This window comes from Arcobacter sp. CECT 8985, assembly GCF_004116495.1.
Classification (GTDB): domain Bacteria; phylum Campylobacterota; class Campylobacteria; order Campylobacterales; family Arcobacteraceae; genus Malaciobacter.
Genome location: NZ_PDKC01000019.1, coordinates 42,755 through 56,818, shown reverse-complemented (window position 1 = coordinate 56,818; position 14,064 = coordinate 42,755). Strand labels below are relative to the sequence as shown.

Here is a 14,064-nt window from a genome sequence, read left to right as displayed (position 1 = left end):
AACTCTCACTTATTCCTTTCGGCCTCAGCGAATTTGGACGGGAATTATAGTATCTTTTTTTACTTTTGTCAACACTTACACCTTAATATTAACTTAAATTTTTTAATTCTTTATACTCTCCCTCTTTCCCTTCTCTTTCTTATTCTTTTTTTATTGATTTTCTCCGCTTTTTATTGCCTTTTTTTGCTTTTTATTTATTCGATTTTTCTTTTACCTATATATCCTCCATTTGGTTGAAGCAATAATTCTCTTATATTTTTATTTTTATCTATTAATTTAATTATACAAACTCTATTAATTTCATATTTATTACTTTCATTTGTGTTATTACTAAGTTTTTTATATACCTTACCATCAGAGCCAAAGGATATTTTTCCTAATGAAGCATCCATTTTACAACTTATATCTACTTTATTAATATCAAATTCTTTAGTTAATAAAACATACTTTGAACTATCACTATTTTTTTCACACTTATTACTACTATAAATATACTTATTTGTTAAAGGATCTTTCATTGATTCAGATTTTTTAGGATGTCCACTCTGATTTTTGTCAGAATATAATACATAATATATACCTTTATGATTTCTGCAGTTAAAGAATTTTAGTGTCCATCTTTGCTTATACCATTTTTTATTTTCTAAATAGTATTTATCATCAATCAAAGCTTGATACCTACTTTGTTTTAAATAAAGAAGTAATCTATTTGTGGCTAAATCAATTTTTTTTATTTTAAGTTCAGATGTTTTATTTAAATTAAAAGAGAAGATGGTTATTGATATTATTATAATTGCAAAAATTAGTTCTAGTAAAGAAAAAGATTTTCTCATATTTTTTTCACATAGGCTGTTGCTACATTCACACCAAAATATTTAATTGGAAAAACAAAATTATAATCATTTAATTTATTTAAACTTATATAATATTTTTTTCCTTTATATATTTTATAAAATTTTAATCTCAAAAGTAATTTTTCATCACTTGAAGTAACATAATTGATATGTTGTTTTTTTAGTTCCTTACTTAACTCTTTTACGACGTGATACTTATAAACAAAATGTTTTTTAGGATTATTTAATACTAAATATAGTGGTTTATTAAATATGGTAATTGTAATATTTAATAAAAGAGTAATTAAAACCAAAATTGCAAAGAAATTATGTACTTTTCTAAACTCTTTTAATCTAACTCTATATGAATGAAAAAATAGTTTTACCATTAAAGGAATAGAAATTACTACAAAAGGAGCATAATTTTCTATATATACTTGTTGTCTAAATGAAAAAATCATTGAAAAAATCAATGCAGTTACACTTATATACCAAATAAAACTTCTTTCATTTTTTACACCTAATCTATAAATTGAATAGAAAAAATATAAGAATAAAAAAGGAGAAAAAATTGAAGCATAAATAGCAAAAGTATCAAGAAAAAAACCTTTTGGTTTTCCACTACTTTCAAAACCATAAATTCCCATAGATAATCCAAATAATATTAAACTTACATATATCATAAGGTTATCTTTTTTTCTAATTGAATGGAAAAATATTGCAAGAAAGAATATTGCAAAAGAGTTATCAACAAACAGATATACAATTAAAAAAAAGTAATTATGTTTACCTGTTTTTTGATAATAATATATATATAACAAAGTACAAAATGTAACTACTATCGCACTATTTACTAATAATGATGCACTTAATACTCCTGGTAAAAACATAAATATAATTGTTGAAATTGCTCTATCTATTTGGTATTTAAAGTAATCCTTTGTATTAATATAAATTAATACAACACTAAAAAAATAAAAAAATAAAAAGGGTAATCTTAGTGCAATATCATTTTCACCAAAAATTGTAGTAGAAATATTTGTTAATATTGAGAGTAATGAATTATTATAAAAAAAGTTAAGTGCTTCTTTATATGAAATACTAAGAGTATTTGAAACAAAAATCAATACTATTGTAGTAATAGCTAAAGTAAAATAAATAATTTTATTGTATTGATTTTTGCTTTGTATCATCATGACTTTAAGAAATTATCAATCATCTCATAACCATATTCACTCATTATTGATTCTGGATGAAATTGAACTCCATATAATTGTTTATCTTTTATCTCTAAAGACATTATTTCATTATCATCTAAACTAAAAGAAGTTGGTATAATATTATCATTTAATGTATTTTTATCTACTGTTAAAGAATGATATCTAGTTTGCGTAAATTCATTTGGTATATTATTAAAAAGTAAAGAATCATTTGAAACTTTAATTTTTGAAGTCTTTCCATGCATCATATTTGGTGCTTTTATAACTTTTGCTCCAAATGCCTGCGCTATACTTTGATGTCCTAAACATATACCAAAAATTGGAGTTTTTCCTGCAAAGTTTTTTATAACATCTAAACATACCCCTGCATCATCAGGTGTTGCAGGTCCAGGAGATAATATAATTTTTTCAGGATTTAAATCTTCAATCTCTTTTAAAGTTAATTCATCATTTCTTATTACTTTTAAATTTGCTCCTAATTCTTTACAATACTGAACAATATTATATGTAAAAGAATCATAATTATCAATCATTAGAATCATTGAATAGTTCCTTATGGTATTTTGCCATTTGTATTTTTACCTCTGTTAAATGTTCTGCAGAAACATTTTCATCGACAATCCACTTTACTTCATCAATATTACCACCGTAATCTTGACCCATTTTTTCAATTGTTGTAGAAAATTCTTCTAAATTATTGCAGTTTTCAATTCGCCCATCTACGGTATCTTTAAGCTGGATAAACCATCCACCTAATCCATTCTCTTTAATTGTCGCTTCAAATATAATTTTCATATATAACCTTAAAATAAAACAATATTATATCAAATAAAAAATAAATTTGGATAAAGAGTTAATTATTTGATAATAGTTATTACTATTCAGAAGAATAAAAGCTTGAAAAAATTATAATTCCAATAACTATTATCAATAAAGGAAGATAAATGATAAAAAATTTTGCATTAGGTGCAGTAATATTAGCTTCTTCACTATTTGCAAGTGGCGAAGTAAATGTATACTCACACAGACATTATGATACAGATAAAAAATTATTTAAAATGTTTGAAAAAAAAACTGGTATAAAAGTAAATGTAGTAAAAGCAAAAGCTAGTGCATTAATTAAAAGAATAGAAACTGAAGGTAAAAAATCACCAGCAGATGTATTAATTACAGTTGATGCAGGAAGATTATATCAAGCTAAAAAAGAAGGAATATTACAACCTATTCATTCTGATTATTTAATAAAAAATATTCCAGCAAATTTAAGAGATAAAGACAATGAATGGTTTGGTGTAACAATTAGATCAAGAGTTACTGCATATAGAATTGGTTCAGGAATGAAAGATAAACTATCAACTTACGAAGATTTAGCAGATCCTAAATTTAAAGGTAAACTAATGGTTAGATCTTCAAATAGTATCTATAACCAATCTTTAATGGCAGCAATGATTGCACATCATGGAAAAGATTATGCAATAAAATGGGCAAAAGGTGTAGTTGAAAATTTAGCTAGTTCACCAAAAGGAGATGATACATACCAAGTTAAAGCAATTGCTAATGGAATTGGTTCAGTTGCTTTAGTTAATACTTATTATATTGGTAAAATGGCCGGAAACAATGATTTGTCTCAAGCTGAATCAGTAAGAAAAATCAAAGTTTTTTTCCCTAAATTTGAAAATGGAGGAACACACATAAATATTAGTGGTGCAGCAGTTGCAAAATATGCACCTCACAAAGAAAATGCAATTAAATTTATTGAATTTTTAACTTCAAAAGAAGCACAAAAAATATTTACTCAAGAAAACTTTGAATATCCAGTTTTAAAAGGCGTGCAAAATACAGATATAGCAAAAGCGTGGGGAACATTTACACCTGATAATATTTCACTTGATGAATTAGGAAAATATAATAAACAAGCAGTTATGGCTTTTGATATTGCTGGATGGAAATAATAATTGAAAAACAATTTTTCAAAAGTAAAATTAAGTAGTGTTATTCTTACACTACTTATTTCTGCTCCTGCAATTATAATATTTTTGTATTTATTTATAGGACATAGCGATAATTGGCAGCATATAAAAGATAATCTACTTTTTACTTATGCTACTAACTCTTTATATATTATGGTTGGAGTTGCAGTGTTAACAACACTTCTTGGTTTCTCAACTGCATATTTAACTTCACTTTTTACATTTAGATTTTCTAGATTTTTTCACTACGCTTTAATTTTGCCTTTTGCTATTCCTACATATATTATTGCTTTTATATATGGAGGAATGTTTAACGTAGCAGGAACTGTAACTCAATTTATATTACATTTAATTGGGAAAAATATCACTGAAGTTCCTTTTTATGACATCATGTCTATACAAGGTGCAATTTTAGTAATGTCATTTGTTCTTTATCCATATGTATATTTAATCTGCAAAAGCTATCTAAGTTTCGAATCTGCTTCAATTATTGATGCAGCAAAAACATTCAATCTATCTTCATGGCAAATATTAATAAAAGTAATCCTTCCTATTTGTAGACCTGCAATAATAGCAGGTGTTACACTTGCTGTTATGGAAGCTGTTTCTGATTTTGGAGTAATGGACTTTTTTGGAGTAAATACTTTTGTAACTGGGATTTTTAAAACTTGGTATGGTATGGGAAGTGTGGATGATGCTGCAAAACTTGCAAGTATTTTAATGTCATTTGTTTTTTTACTAATTGTATTAGAAAGAATTCAAAGAAGAAATAAAGTATTTAAAAGTTCAGGGAAAGATTTTAAGCCAATAGAAAAAACAAAATTAACTGGATTTAAAGCCTTCATTGCAATTTTAATATGCTTTATTCCATTTTTCTTTGGCTTTTTACTTCCAGTAACACAATTAATATATTGGTTTGCAATAACTTATAAAGAAATAATTGATGATGATTTTATACAAGTACTTTATCAAACACTAATACTTGCAATTGTTAGTGCAACAATCATAACTTCAATGGCACTTTTATTTGTTTATAATGTAAGAAAAAATAAAGATAAAACATCATCATTTTTAACACAAGTTGTAAAATTAGGATATTCTATTCCAGGTGCAGTTATTGCTGTTGGAATTCTTTCATTTTTTGCAATAATTGATAAATATGTAATTGATATTTTCACTTCTTCATATATTATTAGTGGAACAATAATAGCAGTTGTATTTGGATATTGTGTTAGATTTTTAGCAGTAGGAATTAATAACTTTGAAGCAGGTTTCACAAGAATACCTCAAACATATGATGATGCAGCAAAAGTTTTAGATGTTGATGAAAAAAGAACTTTCTTTACAATATTTGCACCTTTAATTAAAACTTCTGCATTTTCTGCTTTTATTATTATTTTTATAGAAGTTATTAAAGAATTACCTTTAACAATGATTTTAAGACCATTTAATTATGATACTTTATCAATTATGGCCTTGGAGTTAACAAAACAATCTCAACTTGCAGAATCAGCTGTTCCATCAATGTTTATTTTAATTATTGGAATGATTTCTGTTTTATTATTAGCAAAAAATATAAATAAGGCATAATTTATGGTAAGTATAGAAAAATTTGGAGTTTCATTTGGAAATACAAAAATATTAGAAGATATCTCTTTTGATGTAAAACCAGGTGAAATAGTTACAATTCTTGGTTCAAGTGGATGTGGAAAAACAACCATATTAAGATCAATTGCAGGTTTACAAAAAGAACATGAAGGAAATATTTGTATTGGAGATGAGTGCGTTTCATCTAAAGATATTTATGTAAAAGATAGAGAAGTTGGATATATTTTCCAAGATTATGCATTATTCCCTCATCTAAATGTTTCTGAAAATATCGCCTTTGCACTTTATAAGCTACCAAAAAAAGAAAAAATTAAAAGAGTTGATGAGTTATTAGAACAATTCAATTTAGTTGAGCACAAAACAAAACAGATACATCAATTATCTGGTGGACAGCAACAAAGAGTTGCAATAGCAAGAGCTTTAGCAAATAATCCTAAAATATTGCTTCTTGATGAGCCTTTCTCAAACTTAGATGCAATGCTAAGATATAAAACTAAAATTTGGCTAAAAACACTTATAAAAGAACTTAATTTAAGTGCTATTCTCGTAACTCATGATAAAAAAGAAGCACTAACAATTTCAGATAAAATTGGTGTAATAAATGACAAAAAATTACTACAATTTGACACGGCAAAAACTATTTTTAATAATCCTAATAATTTATATGTTGCTAATTTCTTATGTGAAATAAATCAGCTTCCAAATAAACTTGTTAAAAAATTAGAAATTGATATTGATGATTCTCAAGTTGCAATTATAAAAATTGACAAATCAATTGTTAGTTTAGAAAAAAGTCAAATAAGAGTAAAAATAATTGACATTTCTTTTTGTGGTGATTATTATGAACTTGTTATTGAGTTAATAGATTTTAATAATAAAACATTAATTGTAAAAATGAATGATGTTCAAGATATTAATATCTTAGATATTGCATATATACATATAAATAAAAATGATATAAAAATAATAAATAAATAAGAGTAAATCTACTCTTATTTATAATTGATATTTTTTTTGAAACTCTTCATCAATATCAATAATTCCTCTTTGCTTTAAAGATTCAATAACCTCTTTTGTACAATCTACATCTCCAGGCCATCTTCTTTTAAAGTTATCAAGATTATTTTTATTTGTTCCATCAAGACACACTGTGTTTGAGTCAATATATAAATCTCTATTAGAATCAATATTATTTACAACTCTCCAAACTAACATATAAGGGTTTTCAACATCATTTTGATTTGCATCATCAATAATAATTAATATTTTAATATATTCATATAAGGGTTTCAAATCTTCAAATAGATGTTTTTGATTTCTTGTTTTATCAACTGCAATAACAGTTATTGGATTTTTTGTATTTGTATAATACTGCTTTAAATTTTTTACCTCATTAGTAATTTTTTGCATCTTTTCTAGTAATTCATCATCACTTAATAAAGTAATTCCTAAATCATTAATCTCTTCACCTGTACAATCAAGACCTAACTTACCACCCACTGCAAATTTAGGGCTAGAGTGATCAAGTGCATCAACTACACCTCTTGAAACTAACATCTCCTCAATATCAATTCTATTTAAAATGTATTGAACAATCTCATCATGATTTGTTAATTCAGGTGCATCTTCATTTACAAATATTGCATGTTTTACAAAACTCATTTGCCCTACTCCCCAAAAAGCATGCATCATTTGACTTGCATGTCCTGGATAAAGTGTTTTTATTTTTGCAATAATTAAGTTATGAAATACTCCATTTTCTGGCATATAGTAATCAATTAAATCAGGAGCAGTTGTTTTTAAAAGTGGAAGAAATATTCTTTCTGTTGCAAATCCCATATATTTATCTTCTAAAGGTGGTTTACCAACAACAGTTGCCAAATAAGTAGGTTTTTTCTTATGTGTAATTGCACTCACTTCTAAAAATGGATACTCTTCTTCTAATGTATAATATCCAGTATGATCACCAAATGGTCCTTCGATTTTCATCTTACTTGTATCTACAAATCCTTCAATTATAAAATCATTATCTTTAGGTACATAAATATCATTTGTAATTGATTTAACAAGTTGAGCATTTTTATTTTTTACAAATCCATATAACATTAATTCAAAAACTCCAATTGGTAAAGGTGCTTGCCCACACCAAATATACATTGGATCTCCACCAATACCTATTGATACTGGCATTTTTTTACCTGCTTTTTTATATTCATGAAAAAAGTGATTCGAATCTTTATGTATTTGCCAATGCATTCCCAAAGTGTTATCATCATAAACTTGTAATCTATACATTCCTAAGTTCTTCATCTCTCCATTAAGTGAAGTTGTATAAACTTGTCCCATTGTAATGAAAGGACCACCATCTTCTTCCCATGTAGTTAATATAGGTAAATCAGATAATTTGGCATCATCACCTAACTTTATAACTTCTTGGCACTCACCTTTTCCTTTTAATTTTTTTGGAATTGTGTTTTTTAAAGCAAATAATTTTCCAAAAGTTGAAAGTTTTTCACTAAATGTAACTGGTGGCTTCATTTTTAATAAAGATTCAATCTCTTTTCCTATTTTGTCTGATTCTCCTATAAATAATTCTACAGCTTTTTTAGAACCAAATACATTCATTAAAACTGGTATATCAAACTTTTTACCACTTTTTTTATCAATTGGATTAGTAAAGAGTATTGCTTTAGAATCTTCTTTTTTTACCTCTATATATGCAATATGAGGAATTTCTAAATATATATCTAATTCTTCATCAATAATCTTTAATAAATTATGCTTTTTTAACAATGCAATTGCTTTTTCCATAAAGAACCTTATTTTTAATTAATTTTATTTTTATATCATTATATCAATAAAATTTAGTTTATAATAGAGGAAATATGAATATTTATAATTTTGACGAACACGTTAATAGAAAAAATACAGACTGCGTTAAATATGATGGATTAAAAAAATTATTTAATGTTGAAGATGCAAAACCACTTTGGGTTGCTGATATGGATTTCAAAACTCCTGATTTTATATTGGATGATTTAAAAAAAAGTTTTGATAAACAAATACTTGGGTATCCAATAATAACAAGTAAAACTTCTAATAGTATTATATCTTGGTATAAAAGAAGACACAATATCTCATGCATTGAAGAATCTGATATATCATACACAACTGGTGTCGTAACAGCACTTAGCGCTTGTATTGAAGCATTAAGTCAAGAAGATGATGAAGTAATTATACAAACTCCTGTATATTTTCCATTTTTTTCTGTAGTAAAGAACAACAACAGAAAACTTATATTAAATGAATTAAAAAATAAAAATGATTACTATACTATAGATTTTGATGATTTAAAAAAGAAAATAACAAATAAGACAAAACTTCTTATTTTATGTTCTCCTCATAATCCTGTAGGAAGAGTTTGGAATAAAGAAGAGTTAGAAGAATTAGCAAAAATATGTTATGAAAATAATATTATAATAATTAGTGATGAGATACATTCTGATTTGGTATTTAAAAAATTTACTTCAATTTTACATCTTGATAAAAAATATCATGATAATATTGTACTTTTAAACTCTCCAAGTAAAACTTTTAATATTGCAGGATTAAAAAGTTCTTATATTATTACAAAAAATGACACAATAAAAAAACATATTGATAAAATATTAGAAAAAAGACATATTGGTTCAATAAACATTTTTGGGATTGAATCAATTGCTTCAGCATATAATAAAGGTGAAGAGTGGTTAGAGATGTTACTAAATTACTTAAAAAATAATATATTAACTTTAGAACAGTACGTAGAAAAAAGTAACTTAAAGATAAAGTTTAATTCACCTGAAGCAACATACCTGATTTGGCTTAACTTTTCAGAAGTTATAGATACACATGAAAATATACAAAAAAGGCTACTGAATAATTGTAAATTAGTCCTAAATGATGGGATAACTTTTGGTAAGGAAGGTAAAAAGTATTTTAGGTTAAATATTGCTCTTCCAAATGATGAATTATTGGAATCATTAGAACTATTAAATTATGAGTTTAATTGATTAATTTAAGTTAAAAAAAATGTTATTTTAAAGTATTACAATTTTTCTCACTATTATAAATAATATGCAAAATAATTATGTAATGACTTTGTTGTGGCATTAAAATATTGTACAATCGTTACATAAAAAATAATACGGGATAAATTAATATGTCAACAGAACTACTTTTATCAGCAAGTGTCTTTGTTATTATGGGTTTAGTCTTAGTATCAGTTTTTGTATTAACTAGATACTTAGGCCCAAGTAATAAAGATGACAAACAAAAAAATACAGTGTACGAAAGTGGGGTAACAAAACCTATTGGTACAACAAATCTAAGATTTTCTATCAAATTCTATCTTGTAGCAATCCTTTTTGTAATTTTCGATGTTGAAATTATTTTCATGTTCCCTTGGGCAGTTAATATTAGAGAACTAGGATATTTAGGACTAGCAGAGATGTTTATGTTTATGGCATTATTATTTGCAGGATTAATTTATATTTATAAGAAAAAGGCGTTATCATGGGATTAGGAGCAGAATCTTCATTTGGTGATTCAATAATCACTACGAAATTAGATCATGCAGTTAACTGGGGAAGATCATACTCTTTATGGCCAATGGTTTTTGGTACTGCATGTTGTGGTATTGAGTTCATGTCTGTAGTTGGTGCTAAATATGATTTGTCTAGATTTGGTGCAGAAGTTGTAAGATTTTCACCAAGACAAGCTGATTTAATGATTGTAGCAGGAACAATTACATATAAGCAAGCGCCAATTTTGAAAAAAATATATGATCAAATGTGTGAACCTAAATGGGTTATTTCAATGGGTGCATGTGCATGTTCTGGTGGTTTTTATGACAACTATACTACTGTTCAAGGAATTGACGAAATAATTCCAGTTGATGAATATGTATCAGGATGTCCACCAAGACCTGAAGCAGTACTAGATGCAGTAATGAGAGTTCAACAAAAAGCTCAAGGAGAATCTGTTTTAGAAGATAGAGCAAAAAGGCACTACAAAGGAATTTTAGATGCATAAAAACGAACTTTTAATAAATGCAAATGAGATAAGAAATACAATTGCAAAATTAAAAAATGATGGATATACACTTTTATTAGATATTACTGCTATTGATTATTTAAACTATCCAGATGCAACTGCATCAAGATTTGCAGTTGTATATATTTTAAGAGATTATACTTTCAAAAAATTCATCACAGTAAAAGCTTTTGTTGATGATGTTAGTTTAACTGTTGATTCTATTAGTGATATGTATTACAGTGCAAACTGGGCAGAAAGAGAAACATATGACCAATATGGAATTATTTTCAATGGTCATCCTAATTTGAAAAGAGTTTTAAATCATCATCAATTTAACGGTCATCCATTAAGAAAAGATTATCCAGTTACAAAAAGACAATTATGTACAGAAACTGAAGATTTAATGGATGAGATGACTCCATTATTAGAATCATATGGTTATTCAAAAGAAGATCATGATGATTTAATGTTTTTAAATGTTGGTCCATCTCACCCTGCAAGTCATGGTACTATTAGAAACTTTATGGCTATGGAAGGTGAATCAATTAAAGCATGTGTAACTGAAGTTGGATATTTGCATAGGGGATTTGAAAAATCATGTGAAACACATACGTATTCACAAGTAATCCCATATACTGATAGATTAAACTACTGTAGTGCAATTTTAAACAATATTGGTTACTCAAAAACAGTTGAAGATATGTTAGGAATAGATATAACTCCAAGAGCTAAAATGTTAAGAATTATTATTGGAGAACTAAGTAGAATAATAGACCATTTAGTTTGTAATGCTGCAAATATGGTTGATTTAGGTGGATTAACAAACTTTTGGTATCTATTTACACCAAGAGATAAAACATATGATTTATTATCAAAACTAACAGGAGCAAGACTAACAAACTCATATACTAGAATTGGTGGATTAGAATTTGACTTATATGACGGTTTTGAACAAGATCTAGATGAAGTTATAAAAGATGTAGAAAAAGGTATCAAAGATGCCTTATCTTTAGTTGAGCATAATAAAATTTTCTTAGATAGAACTCAAGATGTTGGAGTAATTAAAGAAGATTTTGCAATTAGTGCAGGAATTACTGGACCAAACCTAAGAGCTGCTGGAGTTGCATTTGATTTAAGAAAAAATGCACCATATTATGGATATGAAAATTTTGAATTTGATGTAGTTGTAGGTTCTCATGGAGATGTTTATGACAGAATAATGGTTAAATTTGAAGAGATAAGACAATCAATAAGAATAATAAAACAAGCTATGAAAGAATTACCAGATGGTCCTTTAAATGTAGATGATCAAGGTGTATTTTTACCTGCAAAAAAAGATGTATACGGAAATATTGAAGGATTAATGAATCAATTTAAATTAACTTTTGAGGGAATTAAAGTTCCAAAAGGTGAATATTATGGATACACTGAAGCTGCAAATGGTGAATTAGGATTTCATATAACAAGTGATGGTTCAGGAACTCCATACAAAGTAAAATGTAGACCACCATGTTTCTATTCACTTGGAGCATATTCAAAAATTGTAGAAGGTGGAATGCTAGCAGATGCAATTGTTACAATGGCAAGTATGAACTTTATTGCAGGGGAGTTTGATAGATAATGAGTAAATTTAAATATACACCTGAAAACGAAGCAAAGTTTCAAGAACAAATAAAAAAATATCCAAATAGTGATTCTATGATGCTTCCAGCTTTATGGTTAGTACAAGAACAAGAAGGATGGGTAAGCCCAGATGCAATGGTTTTTGTAGCAGACAAATTAAATAAAGCTCCAATTGAAGTTTATGAATTTGCAACATTTTATACAATGTTTAATTTAAAACCAATTGGTACTTATCATATCGAATTGTGTAAAACACTTTCATGTATGGTAATGGGAAGTAGAGATTTAAAAAAATTCATAAAAGATACAATTGGTATAGAACCAGGACAAACAAGCGAAGATGGATTATTTCATTTTAGTGAAGTTGAATGTATGGGTGCTTGTGGAGGTGCTCCTATGTTTGCACTTAATGGAGAATATCATGAAAACCAAAGTGTTGAGTCATTAGAAAAAGTAATTAAGGAGTGTAGAGATGCTAGTAAAAGTAGTAAGTAAAAATTTCGATATTCCTAATTCACATAAATTAGAAGTAGCAAAAGCTAATGGAAGATACACTTCAATAGAAAAACTTTTTTCTATGAAACCAGATGATGTTACAGAAGAAGTTACAAAATCAGGATTAAGAGGAAAAGGTGGTGGTGGTGCTGCTTGTGGACCAAAATGGAAATTAATGCCAAAAGATGATCCACGACCTGCATATTTAATTGTAAATGGTGATGAATCTGAACCAGGAACATTTAAAGATAGACAAATATTTCAATATGACCCACACCTATTAATAGAAGGAATTATTTGCTCTTCTTATGCGATTAATGCCCATGATGCTTATATCTATGTAAGAGGTGAATATAAATGGTTTATTGATAGACTAAATGAAGCAATCGATGAAGCATATGAAGCAGGAATAATTGGTCCAAAAGTCATGGGTCATGATTATAGAATGGATATAACTGTTCACCGAGGTGGTGGAGCATATATTTGTGGTGAAAAATCTGCATTAATTGAGTCTTTAGAAGGTAAAAGAGGACATCCAAGATTAAAACCACACCAAAAAGAGAGTGAATGGTTCTTTGGTAATCCTGCAACTGTTAATAATGTTGAAACTATAGCAACTGTACCTTTTATTGTTGAAAATGGATATGAAGCATACACTGCTTATGGAACTGAAAAATCACCAGGAACAATGCTTTTTGCTATGAGTGGTCCAGTTAAAAACCCTGGAGTTTATGAATTAGCATTTGGTAACAAAATGATTGATGTAATTAATCAAATTGGTGGTGGGATGCAAGATGGAAAGAAATTGAAAGCTGTAATCCCTGGAGGATCTTCATGCCCTATTTTAACTGCTCAAGAAGTTGAAAAAGCAGTACTGGATTATGAATCAATGTGGGATATAGGTTCAACACTTGGAACTGGTGGTATGATGATTATTGATGATAGTATGAATATGGTAGATGTTGCAAAAAACCTAATTGAATTTTATCATCATGAATCATGTGGTCAATGTACACCATGTAGAGAGGGTTGTGGTTGGATAGATAAAATACTTGCAAAAGTATTAGCTGGCGAAGGTACAAAAAAAGATTTAGATACAATTTTGGAAGTATGTGACACAATGAATGGTAAGACAATCTGTGTTTTTGCACCCGCTGTAAAAGACATCATAAAAAGTATTCTTATTAAATTCGAAGATGAATTTATCAAAGAAATTAAATAACTAACTCAAGGAGAAAA

The 14,064-nt window shown here is 27.3% G+C and carries 14 protein-coding genes; 9 read left to right on the top strand and 5 right to left on the bottom strand.

Features of this window, described 5'->3' with window-relative positions; genetic code table 11:
* Nucleotides 1–194: 194 nt before the first annotated feature.
* The 4 genes from CRU93_RS09240 to CRU93_RS09225 are packed head-to-tail and all read right to left on the bottom strand — an operon-like array spanning nt 195 to nt 2,848.
* The gene (locus CRU93_RS09240; RefSeq protein ID WP_129103915.1) at nt 195–833 is read right to left on the bottom strand and encodes a type II secretion system protein; all 639 of its coding nucleotides are present in this window, start codon (nt 831–833) and stop codon (nt 195–197) included.
* On the bottom strand, nt 830–2,029 hold the full coding sequence (locus CRU93_RS09235; protein ID WP_258238879.1) for a hypothetical protein: 1,200 nt from the start codon (nt 2,027–2,029) through the stop codon (nt 830–832). The genes CRU93_RS09240 and CRU93_RS09235 overlap by 4 nt, the downstream gene beginning before the upstream one ends.
* Entirely contained in the window at nt 2,026–2,595 is a 570-nt protein-coding gene (locus CRU93_RS09230) for an aminodeoxychorismate/anthranilate synthase component II (protein ID WP_129103914.1), read from the bottom strand. Before CRU93_RS09230 ends, CRU93_RS09235 begins: the two co-directional genes overlap by 4 nt.
* Nucleotides 2,579–2,848 (bottom strand): hypothetical protein, encoded by a 270-nt coding sequence (locus CRU93_RS09225; RefSeq protein ID WP_129103913.1) that lies wholly within the window; start codon nt 2,846–2,848, stop codon nt 2,579–2,581. Before CRU93_RS09225 ends, CRU93_RS09230 begins: the two co-directional genes overlap by 17 nt.
* 149 nt (nt 2,849–2,997) lie before the next feature.
* On the opposite strand from CRU93_RS09225, the gene CRU93_RS09220 reads away from it, so the two are divergent.
* The 3 genes from CRU93_RS09220 to CRU93_RS09210 are packed head-to-tail and all read left to right on the top strand — an operon-like array spanning nt 2,998 to nt 6,609.
* Nucleotides 2,998–4,005 (top strand): Fe(3+) ABC transporter substrate-binding protein, encoded by a 1,008-nt coding sequence (locus CRU93_RS09220; RefSeq protein ID WP_129103912.1) that lies wholly within the window; start codon nt 2,998–3,000, stop codon nt 4,003–4,005.
* 3 nt (nt 4,006–4,008) lie between these two features.
* Nucleotides 4,009–5,613 (top strand): iron ABC transporter permease, encoded by a 1,605-nt coding sequence (locus tag CRU93_RS09215; RefSeq protein ID WP_129103911.1) that lies wholly within the window; start codon nt 4,009–4,011, stop codon nt 5,611–5,613.
* Nucleotides 5,614–5,616: 3 nt separating this feature from the next.
* Nucleotides 5,617–6,609, top strand: a complete 993-nt coding sequence (locus CRU93_RS09210; RefSeq protein ID WP_129103910.1) for an ABC transporter ATP-binding protein — start codon at nt 5,617–5,619, stop codon at nt 6,607–6,609.
* A gap of 18 nt (nt 6,610–6,627) precedes the next feature.
* Here CRU93_RS09210 and CRU93_RS09205 read toward each other — a convergent pair whose 3' ends face one another.
* Nucleotides 6,628–8,442, bottom strand: a complete 1,815-nt coding sequence (locus CRU93_RS09205; RefSeq protein WP_129103909.1) for a menaquinone biosynthesis decarboxylase — start codon at nt 8,440–8,442, stop codon at nt 6,628–6,630.
* A gap of 74 nt (nt 8,443–8,516) precedes the next feature.
* Here CRU93_RS09205 and CRU93_RS09200 point away from each other — a divergent pair, with 74 nt between their 5' ends.
* The 6 genes from CRU93_RS09200 (at nt 8,517) to nuoF (ending at nt 14,047) form a co-directional block, all read left to right on the top strand.
* Nucleotides 8,517–9,683, top strand: coding sequence for a MalY/PatB family protein (locus tag CRU93_RS09200; protein WP_129103908.1), 1,167 nt, complete (start codon nt 8,517–8,519; stop codon nt 9,681–9,683).
* Nucleotides 9,684–9,832: 149 nt separating this feature from the next.
* Entirely contained in the window at nt 9,833–10,195 is a 363-nt protein-coding gene (locus CRU93_RS09195; RefSeq protein ID WP_129103907.1) for an NADH-quinone oxidoreductase subunit A, read from the top strand.
* Nucleotides 10,186–10,704, top strand: coding sequence for an NADH-quinone oxidoreductase subunit B (locus CRU93_RS09190; RefSeq protein WP_129103906.1), 519 nt, complete (start codon nt 10,186–10,188; stop codon nt 10,702–10,704). The genes CRU93_RS09195 and CRU93_RS09190 overlap by 10 nt, the downstream gene beginning before the upstream one ends.
* Nucleotides 10,697–12,328 carry an NADH-quinone oxidoreductase subunit D gene (locus CRU93_RS09185; RefSeq protein WP_129103905.1) on the top strand — a complete coding sequence of 544 codons (1,632 nt, stop codon included), beginning with the start codon at nt 10,697–10,699 and terminating at the stop codon, nt 12,326–12,328. Before CRU93_RS09190 ends, CRU93_RS09185 begins: the two co-directional genes overlap by 8 nt.
* Nucleotides 12,328–12,825, top strand: a complete 498-nt coding sequence (nuoE, locus tag CRU93_RS09180; protein ID WP_129103904.1) for an NAD(P)H-dependent oxidoreductase subunit E — start codon at nt 12,328–12,330, stop codon at nt 12,823–12,825. Before CRU93_RS09185 ends, nuoE begins: the two co-directional genes overlap by 1 nt.
* Nucleotides 12,803–14,047, top strand: a complete 1,245-nt coding sequence (gene nuoF / locus CRU93_RS09175; protein ID WP_129103903.1) for an NADH-quinone oxidoreductase subunit NuoF — start codon at nt 12,803–12,805, stop codon at nt 14,045–14,047. The genes nuoE and nuoF overlap by 23 nt, the downstream gene beginning before the upstream one ends.
* Nucleotides 14,048–14,064: the final 17 nt, after the last annotated feature.

Excerpts from the sequence above, each read along its gene's own strand:
- CRU93_RS09240 (WP_129103915.1), bottom strand. The coding sequence starts at position 833 with ATGAGAAAATCTTTTTCTTTACTAGAACTAATTTTTGCAATTATAATA.
- CRU93_RS09235 (WP_258238879.1), bottom strand. The coding sequence starts at position 2,029 with ATGATGATACAAAGCAAAAATCAATACAATAAAATTATTTATTTTACT.
- CRU93_RS09230 (WP_129103914.1), bottom strand. The coding sequence starts at position 2,595 with ATGATTCTAATGATTGATAATTATGATTCTTTTACATATAATATTGTT.
- CRU93_RS09225 (WP_129103913.1), bottom strand. The coding sequence starts at position 2,848 with ATGAAAATTATATTTGAAGCGACAATTAAAGAGAATGGATTAGGTGGA.
- CRU93_RS09220 (WP_129103912.1), top strand. The coding sequence starts at position 2,998 with ATGATAAAAAATTTTGCATTAGGTGCAGTAATATTAGCTTCTTCACTA.
- CRU93_RS09210 (WP_129103910.1), top strand. The coding sequence starts at position 5,617 with ATGGTAAGTATAGAAAAATTTGGAGTTTCATTTGGAAATACAAAAATA.
- CRU93_RS09205 (WP_129103909.1), bottom strand. The coding sequence starts at position 8,442 with ATGGAAAAAGCAATTGCATTGTTAAAAAAGCATAATTTATTAAAGATT.
- CRU93_RS09200 (WP_129103908.1), top strand. The coding sequence starts at position 8,517 with ATGAATATTTATAATTTTGACGAACACGTTAATAGAAAAAATACAGAC.
- CRU93_RS09195 (WP_129103907.1), top strand. The coding sequence starts at position 9,833 with ATGTCAACAGAACTACTTTTATCAGCAAGTGTCTTTGTTATTATGGGT.
- CRU93_RS09190 (WP_129103906.1), top strand. The coding sequence starts at position 10,186 with ATGGGATTAGGAGCAGAATCTTCATTTGGTGATTCAATAATCACTACG.
- CRU93_RS09185 (WP_129103905.1), top strand. The coding sequence starts at position 10,697 with ATGCATAAAAACGAACTTTTAATAAATGCAAATGAGATAAGAAATACA.
- nuoE (WP_129103904.1), top strand. The coding sequence starts at position 12,328 with ATGAGTAAATTTAAATATACACCTGAAAACGAAGCAAAGTTTCAAGAA.
- nuoF (WP_129103903.1), top strand. The coding sequence starts at position 12,803 with ATGCTAGTAAAAGTAGTAAGTAAAAATTTCGATATTCCTAATTCACAT.